The sequence below is a fragment of the Mangrovimonas xylaniphaga genome (assembly GCF_001280435.1).
Classification (GTDB): Bacteria; Bacteroidota; Bacteroidia; order Flavobacteriales; family Flavobacteriaceae; genus Mangrovimonas_A; species Mangrovimonas_A xylaniphaga.
The window spans coordinates 573,146-597,414 of the sequence record NZ_LBIP01000018.1; the positions used below are offsets into that span (position 1 = coordinate 573,146).

Below are 24,269 nucleotides of genomic sequence, written 5' to 3' on the forward strand. Positions count from 1 at the left end.
ATTTTTAAAATAATTAATTATAGAATGTAAAGTGCTGTTTTCTACTATTTATGGGCAATCCCTTTTGAAGATTAGTGCCAAATTAATATTTTAGCCTCTCAAATTTGCTTATGAAAAAGACCCTATTTTTCCTACTGTTACTATGCCATATTAGCTTTTCACAAACCGAATACCCTCAGGACTATTTTAGAAATCCTATGGAGATTCCTATTGTGCTTGCTGGGACCTTTGCCGAATTGCGTCCCAACCACTTTCATGCTGGCTTGGACATAAAAACACAACAGCGCGAAGGCCTAAATGTGCATACTTCGGCCCCGGGATATGTGAGCAGAATTAAGATTTCGCATTTTGGCTACGGTAAGGCACTATATGTCACCCATCCCAATGGTTACACCACGGTATATGCCCACTTGCAAAAGTTTTCAGATAAAATTGAAAAGTATATCAAGGAGTGTCAATATCAAAAGGAAACCTACGAAGTAGAAGTCTTCCCTACACCAGATGAACTTCCTGTGACGCAGGACGAAATCATTGCACTTTCAGGAAATACTGGAGGTTCCTTTGCTCCCCATCTGCATTTTGAAATTCGCGATAACGAAGAGCGCCCGATGAACCCCATGCTATTTGGGTTGGATGTGAAGGATTCGCGAAAGCCAACCATAAATGGAATTTTTGCCTATGCCAAAAACGAAAAATCGCATGTAAACGGGTCTCAAAAACGAATCGAACTTCGATTGATCCCAACAGCAGGCAGCGATTTCAATGTTGAAGAAATTGAAGCTTTAGGAGATATAGGATTCGGAATCAATACCTACGACAGATTGGATGATGCGCCCAATAAAAATGGCGTAAACAGCATTCAGTGTTTTTACAACGGAAGCAAACATTTTGAAATTGATTTTAAACGCTTTAGCTATTCAGAAACGAAACACATCAACCGCTTGATAGATTTTGAAAACTATAAAACCAAGCACAATTACATCCAAAAACTCTTTGTTGAACAAAACAATCCATTGAGCCTTTATAAAGATGTGGAAAACAACGGCTATGTAACTGTTCTGGACAGTACATCCTCTGTTTATAAAATCAGGGTAAAGGATTTTAAGGACAATGATGTTTGGATTACCATTCCTATTAAAGGAACCGAACTTGAGTTGCCAAAACAAGAAGAAGACATCAAACCTATGTATTATGCGTTGCCTGGAAAAGCTACCAACTTGGAAAAAGGCAATATTTCAGTTTACATTCCCCAAGGAACCTTCTATGATGACACCTATTTGGATTTTGATGTGAAAGCAGACACGCTTTTGTTAGGAAAAGATATTGTCCCGCTTCAAAAAAGTTTCACCATTAAATATGATATCAGTAATTATCTAGATGACGACAAAGAGAAGCTTTACATTGCCGAACTAACAGGTTATAACAAAACGCCAAGATACCTCACTACCTCCCGTCAAGGCGAAACCCTTGCTGCTAAAACAAAATCTCTGGGTACTTTTACCCTAGAATCCGATTTGGTACCACCAACAATTACACCTGTAAATTTTTATGATGGTAAATGGATGAGTAATGCCAATGAATTAAAAGTGAAAATTGGAGACAAAGACTCAGGCATCAGCAACTATCGCGCAACCATTAACGGAAAATGGATTTTAATGGAGTATGAATACAAAAAAGGCACTTTGACCTATAACTTTGAGGATAAAATTATTAGTGATACCGAAAACAATTTGAAGGTCATCGTTACAGATAATGTAGGAAATAGTTCTACATTTGAAGCTACGTTTTTTAGAAAATAAAATCTCAACTATTGAAACCTAACTTTTATCTCTTACTTTTTGCATTTTACTGTTTCTCCCTTTTAGGCTTTTCTCAGCAAGCCACTATTAAAGGAGTTATTTTGGACGACACCCAACTTCCGGTGCCAAATGTTTCTATAAAAGCAGGTGCCTCAGGCACTTCTTCCAACAGTAATGGATTTTATGAGCTAAAAATTCCTTCCAATACAGAGGTGACCATTGAGTTTACTCACCTCTCCTACAAACGTGTGGTGGTGACCTTCAACCTTAAAAATGGGCAAGAATTGGAGTTCAATCCTGTGATGAAGGTGGATATAGAGCAAATTGCTACCGTGGTTATCAATACCAATACGAGACAATCTGTAAATGGGGTGACCACAATTACCCCAGAAGTTATCAGAACCATTAAAGGAGCACAACCTGGTGTTGAAAATATTTTAAAAACACTTCCTGGAGTCAATGTCTCCAATGAATTGAGTACGCAATATTCTGTTAGAGGTGGAAATTTTGACGAAAATTTGGTATATGTCAACGAGATTGAAGTCTACAGACCATTCCTGATCCGTTCGGGCCAACAAGAAGGTTTGAGCTTTGTAAATACCGACTTGGTTCAAAATGTAGATTTTTCCGCCGGTGGATTTCAAGCCAAATATGGAGACAAGCTATCCTCTGTGCTTGACATCACTTATCGTACGCCTGTTAAATTTGGAGTTCGAACCGATTTAAGTTTACTTGGAGGAAGCATTGCTGCCGAGGCTATCAGTAAAGATTCTAAGTTCTCTGGAATTGTTGGATTACGTTACCGCGACAATAGTCTGCTCATTAATTCCATGGAAACGGAAACCAATGTAAAACCAGTGTTTGCAGATGCCCAAACCTATTTGACTTATAAATTTTCAGATAAATTTCATTTGAATTTCTTAGGAAATTTCTCTGTCAACAAATATCATTTTGAACCACAGAACAGACAGACCAACTTTGGAACTTTAACCGACCCTATTGCCCTTTTGGTTTTTTATGAAGGGCAGGAAAAAGACGAATACGTTACCAATTTTGGAGCGTTTAAGGCCAATTACTTCGTGTCGGATAAATTAACCTTAAAATTAATTGCCTCTGGTTACCACACTACAGAAGAGGAATATTTCGACATTTTGGCCCAATACCGTCTTGGAGAAGTCAACAGTAGTATTGGAGATGAAAATTTGGGAGAAGTAGAATTTAGTGAAGGGATTGGTTCACAGCTTACCCATGCGAGAAACGATTTGGATGCTCTTATTTTTAATGCTGAACACAAAGGAGATTACAAACCAAGTGAAGACACCACTATTGAATGGTCTGTAAAATATACCCATGAAGACATTAGAGACCGTTTGGTAGAATGGGAAGTTATTGACAGTGCAGGTTTTTCCATCACGCCCCCTACCCTTCACATTCCCAACAATCAGCCTTACAATCCATACGAAGGTCCTTTGGTAGCGTTTCAAAACGTGCGAGCCACTAACAAGGTTCAGATTGATCGTTTACAGGCCTATGCCCAATGGAGCAAACGTTCAACTTTAGGAAATCATGAGGTCTTCTATAATTTAGGAGCCAGAGCCCATAATTGGACAGTGAGCGGTGACGGGGTTGAAACCGTAACACAAACAGTAATTAGTCCTCGTGGACAATTTGCTATAAAACCAGATTGGGATAAAGACATGCTCTTTAGGGTTGCTGGAGGGCTGTACTACCAACCCCCTTTCTACAGAGAACTTAGGGATTCTTCCGGAGTGGTGCAACCTCATGTAAAAGCCCAAAAGTCAACCCATATCGTACTTGGGAATGAATACAGCTTCGAGCTTTGGGACAGACCTTTCAAATTGGTTTCCGAAGCCTATTACAAGCACCTTTCAGATGTGAATCCATATACTTTGGAAAATGTTCGTATTCGCTATCGCGCAAAGAATAATGCCAAAGCTTACGCCTATGGATTGGATATGCGACTTAATGGAGAATTTGTTAAAGGCACCGAGTCTTGGTTCAGCTTTGGATATTTAAAAACTGAAGAAAACATCGAAGACCAAGGCTATATTGCCAGACCAACAGACCAACGTTTAAAGTTTGGAATTCTCTTTCAGGATTATGTGCCAAGCATCCCAGAACTTAAAATGTACTTGAATTTGGTTTACAATACGGGAGTTCCTGGAGGTTCGCCAAGTTATGCCAATCCTTACCAATACCAAAACAGGCTTCGCGACTACAAACGTGCCGATTTAGGGGTAAGCTATGTATTGGTGGATCAAAACAAAACTTACGATAGTTGGAAACGTCATTTTAAAGACCTTACCTTAGGATTTGAAATCTTCAACATGTTTGATGTTCAAAACTCCATTACCAATACTTGGGTGAGGGATGTTTACAGCAAGCGTCAGTATGCCATTCCAAACTATTTAACGCCAAGAGTTTTCAATGTAAGGTTATCTGCTCGTTTATAATCTCAAAACAACTGCCCATATTTTTTGTAAATTAGAGAAGCTAATTCACAAATAGTCAAATTATGGGCAATAGACGGTCATTTCTAAAAACTTCAGGGATTCTTTTGGCGGCAAGTGCAATGCCTCTATCCAGTTTTATGATTCCCAAAAGGAAAACAAAATTAGGAGTAGCTTTGGTGGGTTTAGGCTATTACAGTAAAGATATTTTGGCTCCTGCCCTCCAGTTAACCAAATATTGTCAATTAAGAGGTATTGTAACTGGATCCCCTGAAAAAATTCCTATTTGGCAGAAGAAATACAATATCCCGGATGCCAATGTTTACAATTATGAAAACATGCATACCATTGCTAATAATGACGATATCGATATTGTCTACATTGTCCTTCCCAATGCACTTCATAAACCGTATAGCATTATTGGCGCCGAAGCAGGGAAACATATCTGGTGCGAAAAACCCATGGCTTTAAATATTTCGGAATGTGAAGCGATTATTGAGGCCTGTAATAAAAACAAAGTGCAGTTAACCATCGGTTACCGTCTTCAGCATGAACCAGTAACCCAAACCATCATAAAATGGTCACAAACCAAACCTTATGGCGCTATAAATTCCTTGTATGCCGAAGCGGGTTTCTATAATAGAGCAAGCGACCATAATAATTGGAAACTTCATAAAACTTTAGGTGGGGGCGCTATGTATGACATGGGAGTGTATCCACTCAATGCGGTTCGTTACGCTACAGGACTGGAACCACTTTCTGTGAGTGCCACCCACGAATATACACGTCCAGATATTTTCACTGCAGATGAAATTACCCATTTCAACTTAGAATTTCCAAATGGCATCACGGCTCAATGCAAAACCTCTTTTGCTGAAAATATTAATACCATGAAGGTTGATTGTGCCAATGGCTGGTACAAAGCCGAACCTTTACAATATTATAGCGGGGTTAGTGTGCTAGGAAGTGATGGGAAGAAAATTTCTCCATTCCAAGGAAACCAACAAGCCAAACAAATGGATGATGACGCATTGACAATCATGAATAAAACGGCACCTATAGTCCCTGGTGAAGAAGGTTTGAAAGATATTAAAGTGGTTGAAGCCATCTACAAATCAGCGGCTCAAAATGGAAAAAGAATTACAATAGCTTAGTATTTGTATAGGTTCAGAACTTAATTTTCAGCTTAACATTCCATAGCCAATCTTCGAGTACTTTCGAATAACTATTCAACAAGAATCCTTTATATTTATACCAATAAATGACGTGTCACATTGAGAAATATACAATATCTTCTACGCATTAATTTCAATACTTTAAAATATTGTTTTAAGCCCATGGTTTTTACCATGTTTTATCTCTTTGTTTTGGGGTGTACTACAACCAATTCCACTGATAAAAATGACAATCCCAGGGAGCGTATTTCTATAAATGAAGGTTGGAAATTCATGAAATATGAATCTGAAACATTGGCCGACAAGCTTATTTATGATGTAAGACCTCCAATTGAAAACGTAGATGACACCAAAGAAGCCGATTCCAAACCAACCGAAGCTGTTGAAATAGCCACTTCTTCCGAAGTTCTAAAACCCTATATTCTACCAACCGCTAATCCTTTTATTAAGGACAGTACCAAGCATCACAAAAGACCACAGGGTAATCCTGGAGAAAACTTCCCTTTTGTACAAACCAATTTTGACGACAATACTTGGGAAACGGTAGATTTACCCCATGACTGGGCTATTAAAGGTCCTTTTATGAAAGGTGATGATGCTGAAGTTGGCGGCGGCATGGGACGGCTACCTAGTAATGGCGCGGCTTGGTACAGAAAGCAATTAGAAATACCCGAAACAGATAAAGAAAAATCTATTTTCTTGGATATTGACGGAGCCATGTCCTACGCTATGGTCTGGCTTAATGGTCATTTAGTTGGAGGTTGGCCCTATGGCTACAATTCATGGCGATTGGATTTAACACCATATATCAAATTTGGAGAAAGTAACCAACTAGCAATTAGAATTGATAACCCTAATCATTCGGCTCGATGGTATCCTGGAGGTGGGATTTATAGAAATGTTTGGCTAACCAAAACCAACAAAATTCATGTTGGTCAATGGGGCACTTATGTGACTTCCAAAGAGTCATCTAAAGACTCCGCAACCATCGATTTTAAAATAGCTATCTCCAATGATGCCTTGAGTAATACAACTGTTGATGTCGTAACAGAAATTTATCCCTTGGAAAATGGCTTTAAAAGATTAGGATTAAGAGCTGCGAGCATCAAGAAAAATAACATAATCCTAAACTCTAACAGTCAAACAACAATAAAGGGATCAGCCGTCATAAAAAGTCCAAAACTATGGGGCCCGCCACCAACACAAACACCAAATCTCTACAAGGCGATTACAACTATTCATGCTCAAGATGGCACTATTATAGACAATTATGAAACTGTTTTTGGCATTCGTGAAGTTATTTTTGATGGTGAAAAAGGACTTATAGTGAATGGAGAACCTATAAAAATACAAGGTGTTAATCAGCACCATGATTTAGGTGCTCTGGGGGCAGCCTTCAACCTAAAAGCGGCCAAACGTCAATTGGAAACTCTAAAAGAGTTAGGATGCAATGCCATTAGGATGGCGCACAACCCTCCTGCTCCAGAACTTTTGGAGTTAACAGACCAAATGGGATTTTTGGTAATTGATGAAATATTCGACAGCTGGGAACGTAAAAAAACACCTCATGATTTCCATCTTATTTTTGATGATTGGCTTGAAGCCGACACACGCTCTTTTGTAAGACGAGACAGGAACCATCCTTCCGTAATATTATGGAGTTTTGGCAATGAAGTTGGGGAGCAATATACTGCTGAAGAAGGTGCCAAAGTGGGTGCTAAATTAAGTGCTATTGTTAAAAGCGAAGACCCTTCAAGACCCACCACCGCCTCTATGAACTATGCCAAGCCCAATATGCCCTTCCCCTCCATTATGGATGTTATCAGCTTAAATTATCAAGGTGAAGGCATTAGGGATGCTCCCGCTTATGCTCATCTACAAGGTATCAAAACATCTCCTTTGTATCCAGCCTTCTACGAAGCATTTCCAAACAAAGCTATTATCAGCAGTGAAACGGCTGCGGCCTTAAGTTCGAGAGGAACTTATCTGTTTCCAGTAACAGGAGATATCAGTTCTCCTATTTCAGATGGTATTGGAGGTGATCCCAAAACTGGTTATGTAAGTTCCTATGAATTGTATACTGCCAATTTTGGATCTTCCGCAGATAAAGTATTTGCATCGCAGGACAAACACCCTTTTGTAGCAGGGGAATTTGTCTGGTCCGGATGGGATTATTTAGGAGAACCTACTCCCTACTATTCTTCTAGAAGCTCCTATTTTGGACTTATTGATCTTGCTGGTTTTAAAAAGGACCGTTTTTATTTATACCAAGCCAGATGGCGACCTGATTTACCCATGGTACATATTCTACCGCATTGGAATTGGCCAGAACGTATAGGACAAATTACTCCAGTGCATATTTTCACCTCTGGAGATGAAGTAGAATTGTTTTTGAATGGAAAATCCTTGGGCCGCAAAAAGAAAGGACCTTTTGAATACCGTTTACGTTGGGATGATGTTGTATATAAACCGGGAACTCTAAAAGCTGTAGCTTATAAAAATGGCCAATTTTGGAGTGAAGAAACTGTTCACACCACTAGGGAACCTTCAAAATTTGTATTAAAAACAGATCAGGACGATTTGTTATCAAATGGAAAAGACTTGGTATTTATCACAGTAAAAATCACGGACAACAAGGATCATTTTGTGGCCAATGCCAACAATCCCATATCCTTTACAATTGAAGGCCCTGGTGAGATAGTTGCCACTGACAACGGAGATCCAACTGATTTGACCTCCTTTGCTTCCTCAGAAAGAAATGCCTTTAATGGATTGGCTCTGGTTATTATTAAAGCAAAGAAAGGGGCTATTGGCCAAATAAAAGTAACGGCGAATTCTAGTGGTTTACAGAGTAGCTCTGTAACCATAAATTGTCAATAAACATAAGTATGACTATGTCCCTATAATCCAATAAAAAAGGAGCATAAATTTTATACTCCTTTTTTATTTATATGTTTTGAAATATTAGGCTTCCGGTTCCTCATTTTTACCTCCAAACAAACGCTTTCTAAAACCACTGAATAAAGCTACAGCTCCAACGGCAATAACTTTCCAAAATTTTAGAAGCAATGCAAAAAAGCCTGCTTTAGCCAGTACTTTACCGGCAATAAGTCCACCAATTCCATAGGCAGCCACTTCGTCTAAATCAGGATTAAAATCTGAGTAGCGATTACCTTCTGAAAATCTTACACTCTCAATAATTTGATCTCTGTCTCGGTTGAATGTATCCAGCATATCGATATCCCCAATGGCATTCAAATTAAGGTATCCCTTTCTCCCCAGCACTCTAATGTTATAGTTCAACGTATTGATATCTGTTCCTTCAAAATGTAATTCCTTGGCCCAGTGCAGCTTTTTAGTCACATTATCATAGTATGGTGCAGAAGCCCATCGTACCAATTCCATTTCGCCATACCCCTGTGCCACACGCTCTGGATTACCTGCTTTGATATCCTCCTGCATTTCCTCTAAAAGATCGTCATAGTCTAAATCTTCGGCATCTTCATCTTCGATATAACCTTCCTCGGAATACCCTATTTCTACACAATAGGTAAAATTATCACTAAGTGGAAACATATTCTCAGGAAATAACAATCCTAAGGTTTCACTTGGTGGATTTTCCCACAACTCGGTAAGTACATAATTACTTTGTTCTGGATCTAGATATTTAAAGCCTTGAGGCACTTCCAAAGTGGCAATGCCATCCTGCAAAGTGATTGTTCCCTTTTGAAATTCAAAGGAATTGTTGATGCTATCTGTGTAAAACTTTACAACATCCAAGTCAAAGGAAATGGTGTCAGTTTCAGTTTGGGAATAACCCAGCTGTAATAGCATTAAAAAGCATAGGTTAAGTACAATCTTTTTCATGTTTTAAGATTAGGTTTGGTTATTGTTAAAGAGTTGAAATATAAAAAATAATGCCCCCTTTTGACCAATAAATCTTAACAAATAAAGAAAATACTTAACCTATGAATCTAACTTAATAATTGTCAAACCTATAGCACGTTATCCATAATCTCCTGAACCACTTCAGGATTCAATAGTGTACTGGTATCCCCAAGGTTAGACGTGTCGTTACTCGCAATTTTACGAAGAATACGACGCATGATCTTACCACTTCGTGTTTTTGGCAATCCTTGGGTAAACTGAATTTTGTCCAATTTCGCAATAGGTCCAATACGATCGGTTATCAATTGGTTGATCTCCTTACGAAGGTTCTCATGGTTTCTGCTTTCACCCGTATCTTTCAAAGTTACATAACCATATAGCGCATTTCCTTTCACATCATGCGGGAACCCAACAATTGCAGATTCTGACACTGCCGGGTGTTCGTTGATGGCGTCCTCAATTGGTGCTGTTCCAAGGTTATGTCCAGAAACAATAATTACATCATCCACTCGACCTGTGATACGATAGTAGCCAACTTCATCTCGCAAGGCTCCATCCCCTGTAAAATATTTATTTTCAAAAGCCGAAAAATACGTGTCCTTATACCTTTGGTGATCTCCCCAAATGGTTCGTGCCATAGAAGGCCAAGGGAATTTAATGCACAATTTACCATCTACTTGGTTGCCTTTTATTTCTTGGCCATTATCATCCATTAATGCTGGTTGCACCCCAATAAATGGCAAGGTGGCATAGGTAGGTTTTGTAGGTGTTACAAAAGGAATCGGCGTGATCATAATCCCTCCTGTTTCAGTTTGCCACCAGGTATCTACAATAGGACTTTTACCCTTTCCAATGGTATCGTTGTACCAGTGCCAGGCCTCTTCATTGATAGGCTCACCAACCGACCCCAACACTTTCAATGAAGACAAATCATATTTATCAACCAATTCCACACCTTGTTTTGCTAAAGCTCTAATGGCCGTAGGTGCGGTGTAAAATTGGGTGACTTTGTGTTTCTGAACAATTTCCCAGAAGCGTCCAAAATCAGGGTAACTTGGCACACCTTCAAACATTACGGTGGTGGCGCCATTTGCCAACGGTCCATAAACAATGTAGCTATGACCAGTAATCCAACCTATATCGGCAGTACACCAAAAAATGTCATGTTCTCTATACTGAAACGTGTTTTTAAATGTGTAGGCTGTATATACCATGTAACCTGCCGAGGTATGTACCATTCCTTTGGGTCTTCCAGTAGAACCGGAAGTATATAGAATGAATAAAGGATCTTCGGCATTCATGATTTCCGCCTTTCCTTCTTTGGGGGCCTTATCCAATAAAGGTTGCAACCAATGGTCACGACCTGCTTCCATATGGACCTCTTCATTGGTGCGTTTCACCACCAAAACACTTTTTACGGAAGGACAATTCTGCAGGGCTTCATCTACAATACCTTTTAAATCGATAGTTTTGGCCCCTCGATACGAACCATCTGCAGTAACTACCAGTTTACATTCACTATCATTGATTCTTGTAGCTAATGCTTTGGAAGAAAAGCCTGCAAATACCACCGAGTGAATAGCCCCAATTCTAGCACAGGCCAAAATGGAAATGGCCAATTCAGGAATCATCGGCACATAAATACATACTCTATCGCCTCTTTGAATGCCCTGTTCCTTCAGCACATTGGCAAACTGATTAACCCGTTCATAAAGTTGTCTGTAGGTAATGTGTTCTGCTGGTTCATTTGGATCATTGGGTTCAAAGAGAATCGCGGTTTTGTCCCCTCTTGTGGACAGATGTCTGTCGATACAGTTTTCTGTTATGTTCAATTGGGCCCCTTCAAACCATTTTACTTCCGGTTTGGTAAAATCCCAACTCAGGACTTTATCCCATTTTTTTCGCCACAAAAAGTGTTCTTCCGCAATTTCTTCCCAAAAATTTTCAGGTTCCCTTACCGACTTTCGGTAAACTTGGTAATATTCTTCTAAATGTTTTATATGATAATGACTCATGTATTAAAATTTGTACCCCAATTTTGACAAATTGAGAGAATTGATTTGGTTCTAAGTTATAAAAATTATGTTTAGAGACAGTTCTTTTTCTACCGACAACATTTTTCTGTCGACGGAAGTATCCTACTCAAAAGATTAACGATAAATCCTACTCTTTTTTATTGAAAAAGGCTTCTTCCTCTTCGGTCAACAACCTTGAATGAATCAAAAACCTGACACCCAAAGGTATTTCCAGAGAGAAACTGGCCCCTCTTCCCTCAGTGACATCTACTGTTAAATGGGTGTGTTTCCAATATTCAAACTGATCGCGATTCATATAAAAAGGAAGGTCCTGCAAATAGCCCAATAGCACATCGCTCTCATCAATATACATGTCTTCCTTTTCTAAAATCATTGGCGAAGACCCATCGCAACAGCCTCCACTTTGATGAAAAATAAGCGCTCCATACTTCTGCTTTAGTGTTTCTACTATTTCAGCGGCCTTTTCTGTAATTGCTATTCGTTTCATAGTTATAAGATAAAAAAAAGGCTGACTTTGGGGACATCAGCCTTCTTCAATTGCTATCAATTACTTCTAAAAAAAGCCTAGTTTATTCTTGTCATAAGAAATGAGCATATTCTTGGTTTGGCGGTAATAGTTAAGCATCATAACATGATTTTCTCTACCAAATCCTGATTTTTTATAGCCTCCAAACGGCGCATGCGCAGGATAGGCATGGTAACAGTTTACCCAAACTCTACCCGCTTTTATTGCTCTAGGAATTTGATACAATTGGTGGGCGTCACGTGTCCAAACTCCTGCTCCCAATCCATAAAGTGTATCGTTTGCAATTTCAATGGCTTCAGCTTCATCCTTAAATTTGGTCACACATACCACTGGCCCAAAGATTTCCTCTTGAAATACGCGCATCTTGTTGTGCCCTTCCAAAATGGTTGGCTTAATATAAAATCCTTTAGCCAAATCACCATCCAACTTATTGGCCTCTCCTCCTGTGAGCACTTTGGCTCCTTCTTCTTTCCCTATTTTTAAATAAGATTGAATCTTTTCATACTGATCATTCGAAGCCTGAGCTCCCACCATCGTATTGGTATCATATGGATTCCCTTGAACGATGGCGTTGGTTCTTGCAATAACGCGCTCCATAAACTTATCGTAGATATCCTCTTGGACCAACAGCCTGGAAGGGCATGTACATACTTCCCCTTGATTAAAGGCGAACAATACCGCTCCTTCAATAGCCTTATCCAAATAAGCATCATCTGCATCCATCACACTATTGAAGAAAATATTAGGTGATTTACCTCCCAATTCCATGGTCACAGGATTTAGGTTTTTAGACGCGTATTGCATAATCAATTGCCCTGTGGTGGTTTCACCAGTGAACGCTACTTTATCCACCCTTGAACTCGATGCCAAAGGTTTTCCTGCCTCTGGCCCAAAACCATGTACTACATTAACAACACCGGGAGGAAACACATCCGCAATTTTTTCCATCAACAAAGTGGCTGAGGAAGGGGTTTGTTCGGCTGGTTTCAACACCACGCAGTTGCCTGTAGCCAAAGCTGGCGGTAATTTCCACGACAACATTAACAGAGGGAAATTCCAAGGAATGATTTGCCCCACCACACCAAGTGGCTCTTTAATATTCATGGAAAGTGTATTGGCATCCAATTCGGAAGCCGTCCCTTCTTCTGAACGAATACAAGCTGCAAAATAGCGCCAATGATCTACCGACAATGGCACATCGGCATTTAAGGTTTCACGGATTGGCTTTCCGTTATCACAGGTTTCCACCAAAGCAAACTCTTCCAAATTGGCTTCAATAATATCGGCTACTTTGTTCAATAATAAAGAGCGCTCAGTGGCCGAAGTATTGCCCCACGCTTCTTTGGCTGCATTGGCCGCATCCAAGGCCAATTCTATATCCTCTTTTTGTGATCTAGGATACTTAGCGATTAAGCTATTATCAATTGGTGACGTGTTTTCAAAATAATCGCCCCCAACAGGTGGCACAAACTTGCCGTTGATAAAATTGTGGTAGGTGTCCTTAAATTTTGGTTTAGAATAACTCATTTTTTTAACTTTTTAGGTTTAACTTTTAAACAACTTCAAATCAAAACGTTACAAAACAAACTAAAATTGCCATGTTTACAATTTGAAGCATAAATATTTGACTATTGTGTAACTTTTATAAATATATTTTACCATATTATCAATTTATTGAACAAAATTATCATATTTTTGAACAAACCTATCATTTCAACCTTTTTTTGAATAATTTGAAAATCACGCTATGAATTCCTTGTTGAATCAACATAAAAAACACAGGAAACTAACCACACTTGTAGAGAACAGAACAACCTATAATGCGGACTATGCCGAATTGAACATTTACGAAACCCACGCCTATGCAGAACAGGTTTCCTTAACATTCGACTTTCCCATTATTGCCAGTATGCTAACAGGAAAGAAAGTGATGCATTTGGATGGCATGCCTGCTTTTGATTTTTATCCAGGAGAATCGGTAGTGATGCCTACCAACAAGGAAATGGTTATTGATTTTCCTTTGGCAACCGCTGAAAGTCCAACGCAGTGTTTGGCTTTGGGAATTGATGAAGGCAAAATAGATGAAGTGGTAGAAAAGTTTAATCAAAAGGTGACCATAGAGAATGAAAATAATTCTTGGAAATTGAATGAAACGGCCTCTCACCTAATCAACAATACCGATGTAAACCATTTGGTGGAGCGCTTGGTGTATACTTTTACCAATAGTAACAAATCCAAAGATGTGCTTTTGGATTTGATGATTCAAGAGTTAATTGTAAGGTTATTACAAACAAAAGCCAAGGCCTTTTTACTAAATGACCCTGACCATATGTTTAATGATACCCGTATTGGAATGGTCCTTAAGTATATTAAAGACAATCTTACCAATAAGGATATAACCGTGGATGTATTGGCTGAAAAAGCCTGTATGAGTACCTCACATTTCCATAAGAAATTCAAAAATACCTTAGGTATTTCCCCTATAGATTACATTAACTCCGAAAAAATCAAGTTCTCGAAAAAGTTAATGAAGGAAGTCAAGGATTTTAGAATGTCCGAAATTGCGTTTAAATCAGGGTTTAACAATACCAGCTATTTCAACCGACAGTTCAAAAAACTGGAATTGATGACACCGCAACAATTTAAGGCTTCGATAAGTAAATAGCTATTTCTTTAAAAAGTCTGCAAACCATTTAGCCGAAGCTTTAGGAGTGCGCTCCAAAGTATCAAAATCTACATAGTGCATTCCAAAACGCTTGCTGTAACCTGACGCCCATTCAAAGTTATCCATAAAAGACCATGCGAAGTAGCCTGTTAGGTTCACGCCCTCTTCAATGGCTTTGGCACATTCTTCCAAATAGCCTTTAAAGAATTCCACACGCTTTTCATCATTGACTTCTCCATTTACAAGTTGGTCGTCATAAGCACAACCATTTTCAGTAATGACAATATTTGGATGGTCATAACGGTCGGAAATCCAATGCAACAATTTTCTACAGCCCCAAGGCACCACAGCCCATTGCATTTCGGTTAATTCCCAATTGGGATCCAATGCTAAATTCACATCTTGATCCTCACTCAAACCTCCGTTACCATAAACCGAACCTGCATTGATTTGCTTAGCTTCCGAAGCCAACATGGTTGTATAATGGTTCAATCCAAAAAAGTCCGTGGATCCTAAAAGCATTTGGCGCTCCTTCTCTGTAAACCTAGGCAAACGGTCTCCCAAACGATCCTCCATACATTTTGGATATTTTCCAAAATAAATGGGATCAGCAAACCAAGCCAAGAAGAATTCCAAAGCACGTTGAGCGGCTTTTTGGTCTTCAACAGCATCGGTTAAAGGCTCTCTCCAATCACAATTATTGGTAATGCCAATTTTTCCTTCTTGTTCCTTTTGAAATTTAGTTCTGTAAAGCTGTACGGCCTTAGCATGGGCAATCAAAATATGGTGTCCAGCCAAATAAGGCTCTGTATTCGAGATACGTCCCGGTGCAAACACGCCTTGGCCGTAACCCAAAATAGCCACAACCCAAGCCTCATTGAACGTAATCCAATGTTTTACACGATCTCCAAAACGCTCAAAACACAATTGGGCATAGTCCACAAACACATCGGTGATGTCCTTGTTAAGCCAACCGTCCATTTCCAGTTGAAGTGCCAAAGGCAAATCCCAATGGTACAAAGTCACCCAAGGCTCTATGTCATTTGCCAAAAGCTCGTCAATTAACTCTGAATAAAATTGAATTCCCTTTTCGTTGATTTCGCCTCGTCCCTGAGGGAAAATTCGGGACCACGAAATAGAAAATCGGTATGCCGTAAGCCCCATTTGCTTCATTAGGGCCACATCTTCCTTCATTTTATGGTAATGATCACAAGCGACATCGCCCGTATCTCCTTCAAACACTTTACCCGGTATTTGGCAAAAAGCGTCCCAAATAGATGGCCCTCGACCATCTGTATTCCATGCTCCTTCAATTTGATAGGAAGAGGTTGCCGAACCCCATACAAAATCCTTCGGAAATTTCATTTTTCAGTAGTTTTTATTGAGTCGGCAAGTTATTTATTAATGCGCAGACATGGTAGTAATATTTTGTCAAAATTGAATAAAATATAACAGTAATAGTCAGAAACTTTCTCTAATGTCCCTGCGCTTCTTTGGCACCACTCGGAATTCTAATCAATTCCACAATTTCCTGAACATCCTCTGGCGGAGCCTTTGTAAACTTCATGATGACAATAGACACTATAAAATTGCAGAGCATCGCAATACTCCCAAAGCCTTCAGGAGAAATACCAAACCACCATTCACTTTTATCCGGAAGCTCTTCATCCAACCAACCCAATTTGTATTTGATCATGTAGAATAGCATTAAAGAAATCCCCACAATCATTCCTGCAATAGCCCCTTCTTTGTTCATTCTTTTATAGAAAATCCCCAAGATAATGGCCGGAAAAAAGGAAGCGGCGGCCAACCCAAAAGCCAAGGCCACAACAGCCGCAACGAAATCTGGAGGATTGATACCAAAATATCCAGCCACACAAACTGCACCAACTGCCGATAACCTAGCAGCTATGAGTTCTCCATTTTCAGAAATATCTGGCTTGATAATTTTTTTGATCAAGTCATGAGATACCGATGCCGAAATCACCAAAAGTAAACCCGCAGCTGTAGACAAAGCCGCTGCCAAACCACCGGCTGCTACAAGGGCAATCACCCAATTGGGCAATTTGGCGATTTCCGGATTTGCCAAAACCATAATATCATTATCAACCTTGAGTTCATTTTGAGTTTCATCTGCCACATAATTGATGATGCCATCATTATTTTTATCCGTAAAGGAAATTAAACCTGTAGTTTCCCATTTTTTGAACCAATCCGGAACAGAGGCATAAGATTTATTCGACACCGTTTCAATCATATTGGTTCTAGCAAATACCGCCACAGCTGGAGCCGTGGTGTACAAAATAGCAATTAGCAACAAGGCCAATCCTGCCGATTTACGGGCATCCTTTACTCGTTTCACCGTAAAAAACCGAACAATAACGTGTGGTAATCCGGCCGTTCCAACCATTAAGGCCAAAGTAATAGCGAAAACATCCGTTAAAGATTTTGAGCCGTTGGTATATTCCGAAAAGCCTAATTCGGCACTGAGGCCATCCAATTTATCCAATAAATAGGTTTCGGAACCATCGGCCAATTGACTTCCAAATCCTAATTGCGGAATCGGGTTTCCCGTCATTTGAATAGAAATAAAAATAGCAGGGACCATAAAAGCGAAAATCAACACGCAATACTGAGCCACCTGTGTATAGGTAATCCCTTTCATCCCTCCCAATACAGCGTAAAACAAGACAATAAGCATCCCGATAATCACACCGGTATCTATATCCACCTCCAAAAATCTCGAAAATACTACGCCAACGCCACGCATTTGTCCTGCCACATAGGTAAAGGACACCAACAAAGCACAAAACACAGCTACAATTCGAGCGGTTTTGGAATAATAGCGATCTCCAATAAAATCTGGCACGGTAAACTTCCCAAACTTCCTCAGGTAAGGCGCCAACAACAAAGCCAACAATACATAACCTCCAGTCCAGCCCATAAGATAAACGGAACCGTCATACCCACTGAAAGAGATGATTCCCGCCATGGAAATAAAGGACGCCGCGCTCATCCAATCGGCAGCGGTGGCCATTCCATTGGCCAAAGGAGAGACACCTCCACCCGCAACATAAAATTCGTTGGTAGATCCTGCCCTGGACCAAATGGCAATGCCTATATACAATGAAAAAGTTACTCCCACCAAGATATAGGTCCACATTTGCACATCCACTGTCAAAAAGATATTATTCATCATAGCCATATTTTTTATCCAATTTGTTCATCAGCCTCACATACACAAATATCAAAACCACAAATACATACATAGAGCCTTGTTGGGCAAACCAAAAGCCTACTTTAAATCCACCAATTTTTATGGCATCCAATTCCTCTTTTAATAAAATTCCAGCACCATAGGACACCGCGAACCATATGGCCAACAAAATGAGTACATACCTAATGTTTTCTTTCCAATAGGCTTTAGATCGCTCTTTATTATTCATTTGATTTTAATTTTTGAAGATATTTTTGCAATTCTTTCACAACTCTAGGTGCCATGATCAACGTGGCAATCATCGTGGGGAATGCCATCAAGGCAAATACCCCATCTATTAAATTAATAACTAGACTCAATGAAGTGGTCGCACCTAAGATGATACTTGCGATATAGATATAATTGTAATAGTGTTTTTTATCGGCTCCAAACAAAAAGGACATGCACTTTCCTCCGTAATAAGAATAGGTAAACAAGGATGAGAAGCTGAATACGGCAATACATAATAAAAGGAGATAAGTTCCTATATGCGGAATTGCCTCAGAAAATGCCATGGCGGTTAAGGATACCCCATCCTTCTCTGAAGATTGCCATACTCCTGTGACCAAAATGGCTAAAGCGGTCAAGGTACATACCACCAAGGTATCAATGGCAGGACCTAACATAGCCACTAGACCTTCTCGCACAGGTTCCGATGTTTTGGCGGCACCATGGGCCATGGGGGCTGTTCCTATTCCTGCTTCGTTGGAAAAAGCGCCCCGACGAATTCCCAAAAGGATCAATCCTCCTACCATGCCTCCAAGAAAAGCATCACCCTTAAAATTATTGGCTGCGAAGGCATCTGTAAAAATCATCAGTAAATATTTGGGCACTTCCTTAAAATTAACCGCAAGAATGACCATGACCAAGCCAAAATACAACACCACCATGCTCGGCACTAATTTGGAAGCTGTTTGACTGATGCGTTTTAAACCACCCAATACCACCAAAGCCGTGATGGATGCCAAAACAATTCCCAAGACAATCTTAGATTTCCAATCTACAGAAATCCCATTGGGAATCAACAAAATATCATTGATGGCTTGCGCCAATTGGTTGGCATTAAATACTGGCAATGCTCCAACCAACCCAGCCATACTAAAAAATACCGCCAAAGGTTTCCAAGATTTTCCCAGTCCTTCTATGATAAAGTACATTGGGCCACCTTGCAGTTTACCTGCACTATCTTTTCCCCTATACATAATGGCTAAAGTGGACGTAAAAAACTTGGTAGACATGCCAACTACAGCACTAATCCACATCCAAAATACAGCTCCAGGACCTCCTATAGAAATGGCCACAGCCACTCCCGCAATGTTTCCCATACCAATGGTTGAAGATAATGCGGTGGTCAAGGCTTGAAAATGACTGATTTCTCCAGGATCGTTAGGATTGTCATATTTTCCCCTTAAAACCTGAATGGCGTGACCAAAAAGCCTAAAGGACATAAATCTGGATAGCACCAATAAATACAAGCCCCCTCCTATCAACAACATCAATAAAGGTAATCCCCAAGCAAGCGAAGAAAATTCGGAGACGAGTTGGTTAAGCTGGTTCATATTGGCTTTAGTGAATGATAAATGTAAGAAAAGCCAATGAATATTTTGAATTTTATATTATTTGAAAGACAATTTTTTGAGAATATCCCATTTATCAGCTTAATTTTCTACAGAGAAAACATAAACCCAAAACTGATACGCATGGCATCCCGTTTAAATGTATCGTCAAAGTAGATGCCGTCGATATTACCATCAAAATTTACGGACTTCACCCCGTAGTCTACCTCTAAGCCCAATGTCATTCTATCGTAAGCATCGTACATCACATTCAGGATACCATAATAATGCCTATGACGAAAATCACCTGCGATATAGTCCAATTCAGCATCCGTTTCATCAATGACCACATAGCGTTCCGAGTCGGAGGTACTGTAACGTGTATATCCAAAAACAGCATTGCCATGTAGTTTTTCATTAAAAAAATATTCATAGGTAAGCCATCCACCAAAAGCCAAAGTGGCTTTAAAATCATTTCCTACAGCAGGGTATCCGTCATAGCCAAATCCTGAAATGGTTGTGAGATAAGAAGAAATCCCTTTACCACCAACCAATTGAAATTGGAAACAATTGCGATCCACCGTATGCTTTCCGCTTATTGTAGCCCCATACCCAAAAAAATTATCAACCTTATCGTTGAGTTTATATTTGATGTTTCTTAAAATAGATGCCAAACGCAAATGTCCCCAAGGTTTCTGATAGGTCATTGCAAAGGTGAAATCTGGTGTGGATTGGTGTGTATCATCCAAAAACGGCTGAATTTCCTGAAGCGTAAAATAATCATCCTGAGGGGCTTCAATACTTATTTCATATTTCCATTTTTCATCATTGAAGGTATTCATGTATTTCACATGGGGGTTCCGTAACCAGATTCCTGAAGGAGGCCCTTCCAACTCCATAATATTGGGCCAAAGATCTTCATCTCCAAAATTATTCCAGTTTTGTCCAATCTGCCAATGCCTGCTTTCCACATAGGCTTTTCTTAGGCGTACATGTCCATTGCCTCCCCAAAAATCGGATTCTACTATAGCCTTAATCTGTTGTCCATTTGGGATCACTATAAACGTTGACCACCTAATCTGTGTTTGGTACATATCAACATTAAGACTTGTTTCGTCATCGTCTCCAAATACGTCAATGTAGCCAATGTTAAAGGTGTCATTGCCCTGAAGCCCTCCAAACAAATCCAAATAACCATTCAGCTTCATATTTACCCCCAAACTACTCTTAAACTTAGGAATGTTATTAATGGAATCTTTGGATGTAATAGTGAGATAAGGATCTTGAGCAAAACAATTTGGAGCAATAAAAAGGCATAAGAAAATGCTTAAAGTAAAGAGTGGTTTCATGGTTAATTAATTTACGATTAAAGTTAAAAAATTTAACACAAAACCACACTAACTTACTCAAAAAGAAAAAGGTAGCATTTAACTGCTACCTTTTATTTCCAACTCCAAAAGGGATTGTTATATTTTATTTTAAATATTCCAAAACATTGGTTTCTATTCTGTTTTGGATATCACTTACATCTCCCTTCACGAAAGTTTCTCCTGTGATGTTTTCGTAAAGCTCAATATATCGTTCACTTACCGTTGTAATGTACTCATCTGTCATTTCTGGAACCGTTTGGCCTTCCAAACCTTGGAATCCATTGGCAATTAACCATTGACGTACAAACTCTTTAGACAATTGCTTTTGAGCTTCTCCTTTTTCTTGACGCTCTTCATAGCCTTCAGCATAAAAATAACGGGAAGAATCAGGCGTGTGGATTTCATCGATCAAAACAATTTTACCTTCCTTGGTTTTACCGAATTCATACTTGGTATCTACTAAAATCAAACCTCGAGAAGCTGCAATTTCAGTTCCTCTATGGAATAATTTACGCGTGTAATCTTCCAATACCAAATAATCTTCTTCAGAAACAATCCCTCTAGCCAAAATGTCTTCACGGGAAATATCCTCATCGTGGTCACCTTGCTCCGCTTTGGTTGCAGGAGTGATGATTGGCTGTGGAAATTTATCATTTTCCTTCATACCTTCCGGCATCTCCACACCACACAATAGACGTTTTCCTGCCTTATACTCTCTAGCAGCGTGACCAGACAAATACCCACGGATTACCATCTCAACCTTGAAAGGCTCACACAAAGCACCTACCGCTACATTAGGATCTGGAGTAGCTGTTAACCAGTTAGGCACCAAATCTTCGGTAGCTTTCATCATGTTGGTAGCAATTTGGTTTAAGATTTGCCCTTTGTATGGAATTCCTTTTGGCATCACCACATCAAAAGCACTTAAACGATCCGTTGCAATCATGACCAATTGCTCGTCATTGATATTGTATACTTCCCTAACTTTTCCTTTGTAAACACTTTTTTGTCCAGGAAAATTAAAATTGGTGTCTATGATAGTATTACTCATAAGGTCTTAAAAAATTGTCTGAATAGTTTGATCAATAAAAATTAACCCGTTTGGATTAATCGGTGCAAATTTACAAAATAGTTAAGCAACCTGTATCATTAAAAAAGGTTACTTACATCAAAATTTACAGACTCAAACTATTCCCTGTTTTCAATGCTTTTATAAGCCTCAATAACCTTCTTCACCAATTTATGACGAATCACATCTTTGTCATCCAAAAATACCATCCCTACCCCTTCTACATTTTTCAAAATGAGTAAAGCTTCCTTAAGACCTGAAATGGTACGCCTAGGCAAATCAATTTGTCCAGGATCTCCCGTCAATAAAAACTTGGCATTTTTTCCCATACGGGTCAAAAACATTTTCATTTGGGCATGAGTGGTATTTTGACCTTCATCCAAAATCACAAAGGCATTATCCAAGGTACGTCCTCTCATAAATGCCAAAGGCGCAATCTGGATCGTACCGTTTTCAATAAGCGTCGTCAATTTTTCAGCAGGAATCATATCCCTTAACGCATCGTACAAAGGTTGCATGTAAGGATCTAATTTTTCCTTTAAATCCCCTGGTAAAAACCCAAGATTTTCCCCAGCTTCCACAGCTGGCCTTGTAAGGATGATTCGTTTGACCTCTTTGTTTTTAAGAGCTTGGACGGCTAGCGCAACTCCCGTGTAGGTTTTTCCAGTCCCCGCAGGGCCAATGGCAAAAACCATGTCGTTTTTACGCATACTTTCCACCAATTTACGTTGGTTTAGGGTTTGGGCCTTTATCAGTCTTCCTCCCACACCGTGTACAATGGTTTCTCCACTTTGCTCCGAAGTTGTGTAATCATCCGTGCTTTGGCTAGTCAACACACGTTCTATAGCATTTTCATCCAGTTTGTTGTATTTGCCAAAATGGCCCATCAACATAGTAAGGCGGCGGTCAAATTCTTCGAGTAAATCTTCGTCGCCATAAGCTTTAATTTTATTGCCTCTTGCGACAATCTTCAGTTTGGGAAAGTACTTTTTAAGAAGTTCGATATTTACATTGTGCGCTCCAAAAAACTCTTTTGGAGCAATTTCTTCCAATTCAATTATAAGTTCATTCAAAAGCTAAGTGATTTAGTACATTATTCTGTTTTTGTTTTATTAGTTTTGTGGTAAATAAAACGGGCGCCATTTTTTTAATTCTCAGAATAAAAATAGCAGAAATAAATTGTAATTAAATTGACTTCGGTTATTTTTATTTGAATTTTTTACACAATGGAAAGCTACATAATTTTAATGAAATTTAGGTTAAAAAACTATCAACAATTTTAAATGGCAATTATCACATTAACGACCGATTTTGGAGAAAAAGACCACTTCGCCGGAGCCGTTAAAGGCGCTATTTACAGTCAACTTCCTGACGTTCGCATTGTTGATATCTCGCATTCGGTGTCCCCTTTCAATGTTCCCGAAGCCGCCTATATCATCCAAAGTGCCTACAGCAGTTTTCCAAAGGGAACCATCCACGTTATCGGGATTGATTCTGAGTTAAACCCTGAAAACAAACACATTGCCATTAAATTGGACGGCCATTATTTTATCTGCGCCAACAACGGCATTATGAGCATGATTTGCTCCGAAATTGCTCCGGAGAAAATTGTGGAAATCAACATACACGATAAAATTGAAACCAATTTCCCTGTGCTGGATGTGTTTGTAAAAGTGGCTTGTCATATTGCCAGAGGCGGAACCCTTGAAGTGATAGGTAAAGTAATCAGTGATATCAAACCTATTAAAAACCTAACTCCTTTTGTTAATGATGAAAAAAACCAGATTATTGGTAACGTCATTTACATTGATAACTACGGAAATGTGGTAACCAACATCAAACGAAAATTTTTTGAATCCATCCAAAAAACACGTGCATTCGAAATTTCGGCACGCAGCTACAAGTTCAAGGAAATTTATAACAAATACAGTGATGTTATCAACTTCGACATTCCTGAAGAAAAACGTTACGACCAAGGAAAAGGGCTCGTTGTATTCAATTCTTCCAACTATATAGAAATTGCCATTTACAAAAGTAACAGCAGTACTGTAGGAAGCGCCTCTACCCTTATGGGACTGCAGATGCGGGATACGGTGACCATCAACTTTTTTTAGCGCAAGACCCTTTAATATTCAATTAACTAAATTACACATATGTTTGTACGGATCGTGAAAATGAGTTTTCAACCCGAAAAAATAGACACATTTCTTTCCAATTTTGAAGCCAATAAAACTAAAATACGAGCTTTTGAAGGCTGTCAGTTTTTGGAATTGTACCGAGATAAAACCAACCCCAACATCTTTTTCACATACAGCTATTGGAAAACCGAAAACGATTTGGAAAACTACAGACATTCGGAATTGTTCAAAGGTGTTTGGGCCAATACCAAACCTCTCTTTAATGCCAAACCAGAAGCTTGGAGCGTCGATAAGTTGGAATCATTGGCTTAATACCTTCC

18 protein-coding genes are annotated in these 24,269 nt (G+C 39.3%); 7 read left to right on the forward strand and 11 right to left on the reverse strand.

All coding sequences use genetic code 11. The features are described from left to right. Window positions 1–110: 110 nt before the first annotated feature. From ZA06_RS13575 to galB, 4 genes are all read left to right on the forward strand, one after another. Window positions 111–1,799: a M23 family metallopeptidase gene (locus ZA06_RS13575; RefSeq protein ID WP_053978008.1), complete on the forward strand. Its 1,689-nt coding sequence runs from the start codon at window positions 111–113 to the stop codon at window positions 1,797–1,799. 11 nt (window positions 1,800–1,810) lie between these two features. Then, on the forward strand, window positions 1,811–4,273 hold the full coding sequence (locus tag ZA06_RS13580) for a TonB-dependent receptor (protein WP_053978009.1): 2,463 nt from the start codon (window positions 1,811–1,813) through the stop codon (window positions 4,271–4,273). Window positions 4,274–4,335: 62 nt separating this feature from the next. Further along, a complete protein-coding gene (locus ZA06_RS13585; RefSeq protein ID WP_053978010.1) occupies window positions 4,336–5,424 on the forward strand; it encodes a Gfo/Idh/MocA family protein in 1,089 nt (362 codons plus the stop codon). A gap of 183 nt (window positions 5,425–5,607) precedes the next feature. Then, window positions 5,608–8,325, forward strand: a complete 2,718-nt coding sequence (gene galB, locus ZA06_RS13590) for a beta-galactosidase GalB (RefSeq protein WP_053978011.1) — start codon at window positions 5,608–5,610, stop codon at window positions 8,323–8,325. An 84-nt stretch (window positions 8,326–8,409) separates the two neighbouring features. Here the strand turns inward: galB and ZA06_RS13595 are convergent, their stop codons facing one another. The 4 genes from ZA06_RS13595 to ZA06_RS13610 all read right to left on the reverse strand — a co-directional run bounded on the left by ZA06_RS13595 (window position 8,410) and on the right by ZA06_RS13610 (window position 13,422). Beyond that, complete coding sequence (locus ZA06_RS13595; protein WP_053978012.1) at window positions 8,410–9,312, reverse strand: DUF2167 domain-containing protein; 903 nt, start codon at window positions 9,310–9,312, stop codon at window positions 8,410–8,412. A 128-nt stretch (window positions 9,313–9,440) separates the two neighbouring features. Beyond that, a complete protein-coding gene (gene acs, locus ZA06_RS13600; protein WP_053978013.1) occupies window positions 9,441–11,348 on the reverse strand; it encodes an acetate--CoA ligase in 1,908 nt (635 codons plus the stop codon). A gap of 148 nt (window positions 11,349–11,496) precedes the next feature. Further along, complete coding sequence (locus tag ZA06_RS13605) at window positions 11,497–11,856, reverse strand: DUF779 domain-containing protein (protein ID WP_053978014.1); 360 nt, start codon at window positions 11,854–11,856, stop codon at window positions 11,497–11,499. Window positions 11,857–11,922: 66 nt separating this feature from the next. Further along, window positions 11,923–13,422, reverse strand: coding sequence for an aldehyde dehydrogenase family protein (locus ZA06_RS13610; protein WP_053978015.1), 1,500 nt, complete (start codon window positions 13,420–13,422; stop codon window positions 11,923–11,925). Window positions 13,423–13,642: 220 nt separating this feature from the next. On the opposite strand from ZA06_RS13610, the gene ZA06_RS13615 reads away from it, so the two are divergent. Beyond that, a complete protein-coding gene (locus ZA06_RS13615) occupies window positions 13,643–14,560 on the forward strand; it encodes an AraC family transcriptional regulator (RefSeq protein WP_053978016.1) in 918 nt (305 codons plus the stop codon). On the opposite strand, the gene ZA06_RS13620 is transcribed toward ZA06_RS13615, so the two are convergent. The 7 genes from ZA06_RS13620 to ZA06_RS13650 all read right to left on the reverse strand — a co-directional run bounded on the left by ZA06_RS13620 (window position 14,561) and on the right by ZA06_RS13650 (window position 22,884). Further along, window positions 14,561–15,925 carry a GH1 family beta-glucosidase gene (locus ZA06_RS13620; protein ID WP_053978017.1) on the reverse strand — a complete coding sequence of 455 codons (1,365 nt, stop codon included), beginning with the start codon at window positions 15,923–15,925 and terminating at the stop codon, window positions 14,561–14,563. Between the two features lie 109 nt (window positions 15,926–16,034). Then, a complete protein-coding gene (locus tag ZA06_RS13625) occupies window positions 16,035–17,735 on the reverse strand; it encodes a sodium:solute symporter family protein (RefSeq protein WP_053978098.1) in 1,701 nt (566 codons plus the stop codon). A gap of 13 nt (window positions 17,736–17,748) precedes the next feature. Beyond that, window positions 17,749–18,006 (reverse strand): DUF4212 domain-containing protein, encoded by a 258-nt coding sequence (locus tag ZA06_RS13630; RefSeq protein ID WP_053978018.1) that lies wholly within the window; start codon window positions 18,004–18,006, stop codon window positions 17,749–17,751. Then, window positions 17,999–19,375 (reverse strand): alanine/glycine:cation symporter family protein, encoded by a 1,377-nt coding sequence (locus tag ZA06_RS13635; RefSeq protein WP_053978019.1) that lies wholly within the window; start codon window positions 19,373–19,375, stop codon window positions 17,999–18,001. The genes ZA06_RS13630 and ZA06_RS13635 overlap by 8 nt, the downstream gene beginning before the upstream one ends. A gap of 107 nt (window positions 19,376–19,482) precedes the next feature. Next, on the reverse strand, window positions 19,483–20,721 hold the full coding sequence (locus tag ZA06_RS13640; protein WP_053978020.1) for a hypothetical protein: 1,239 nt from the start codon (window positions 20,719–20,721) through the stop codon (window positions 19,483–19,485). Window positions 20,722–20,845: 124 nt separating this feature from the next. Then, window positions 20,846–21,793: a phosphoribosylaminoimidazolesuccinocarboxamide synthase gene (locus ZA06_RS13645; protein ID WP_053978021.1), complete on the reverse strand. Its 948-nt coding sequence runs from the start codon at window positions 21,791–21,793 to the stop codon at window positions 20,846–20,848. Window positions 21,794–21,930: 137 nt separating this feature from the next. Continuing rightward, entirely contained in the window at window positions 21,931–22,884 is a 954-nt protein-coding gene (locus ZA06_RS13650) for a PhoH family protein (protein WP_053978022.1), read from the reverse strand. A gap of 210 nt (window positions 22,885–23,094) precedes the next feature. Here ZA06_RS13650 and ZA06_RS13655 point away from each other — a divergent pair, with 210 nt between their 5' ends. Both ZA06_RS13655 and ZA06_RS13660 read left to right on the forward strand, forming a co-directional pair. Continuing rightward, the gene (locus tag ZA06_RS13655; RefSeq protein WP_053978023.1) at window positions 23,095–23,925 is read left to right on the forward strand and encodes an SAM hydrolase/SAM-dependent halogenase family protein; all 831 of its coding nucleotides are present in this window, start codon (window positions 23,095–23,097) and stop codon (window positions 23,923–23,925) included. A 39-nt stretch (window positions 23,926–23,964) separates the two neighbouring features. Further along, the gene (locus ZA06_RS13660) at window positions 23,965–24,261 is read left to right on the forward strand and encodes a putative quinol monooxygenase (protein WP_053978024.1); all 297 of its coding nucleotides are present in this window, start codon (window positions 23,965–23,967) and stop codon (window positions 24,259–24,261) included. Window positions 24,262–24,269: the final 8 nt, after the last annotated feature.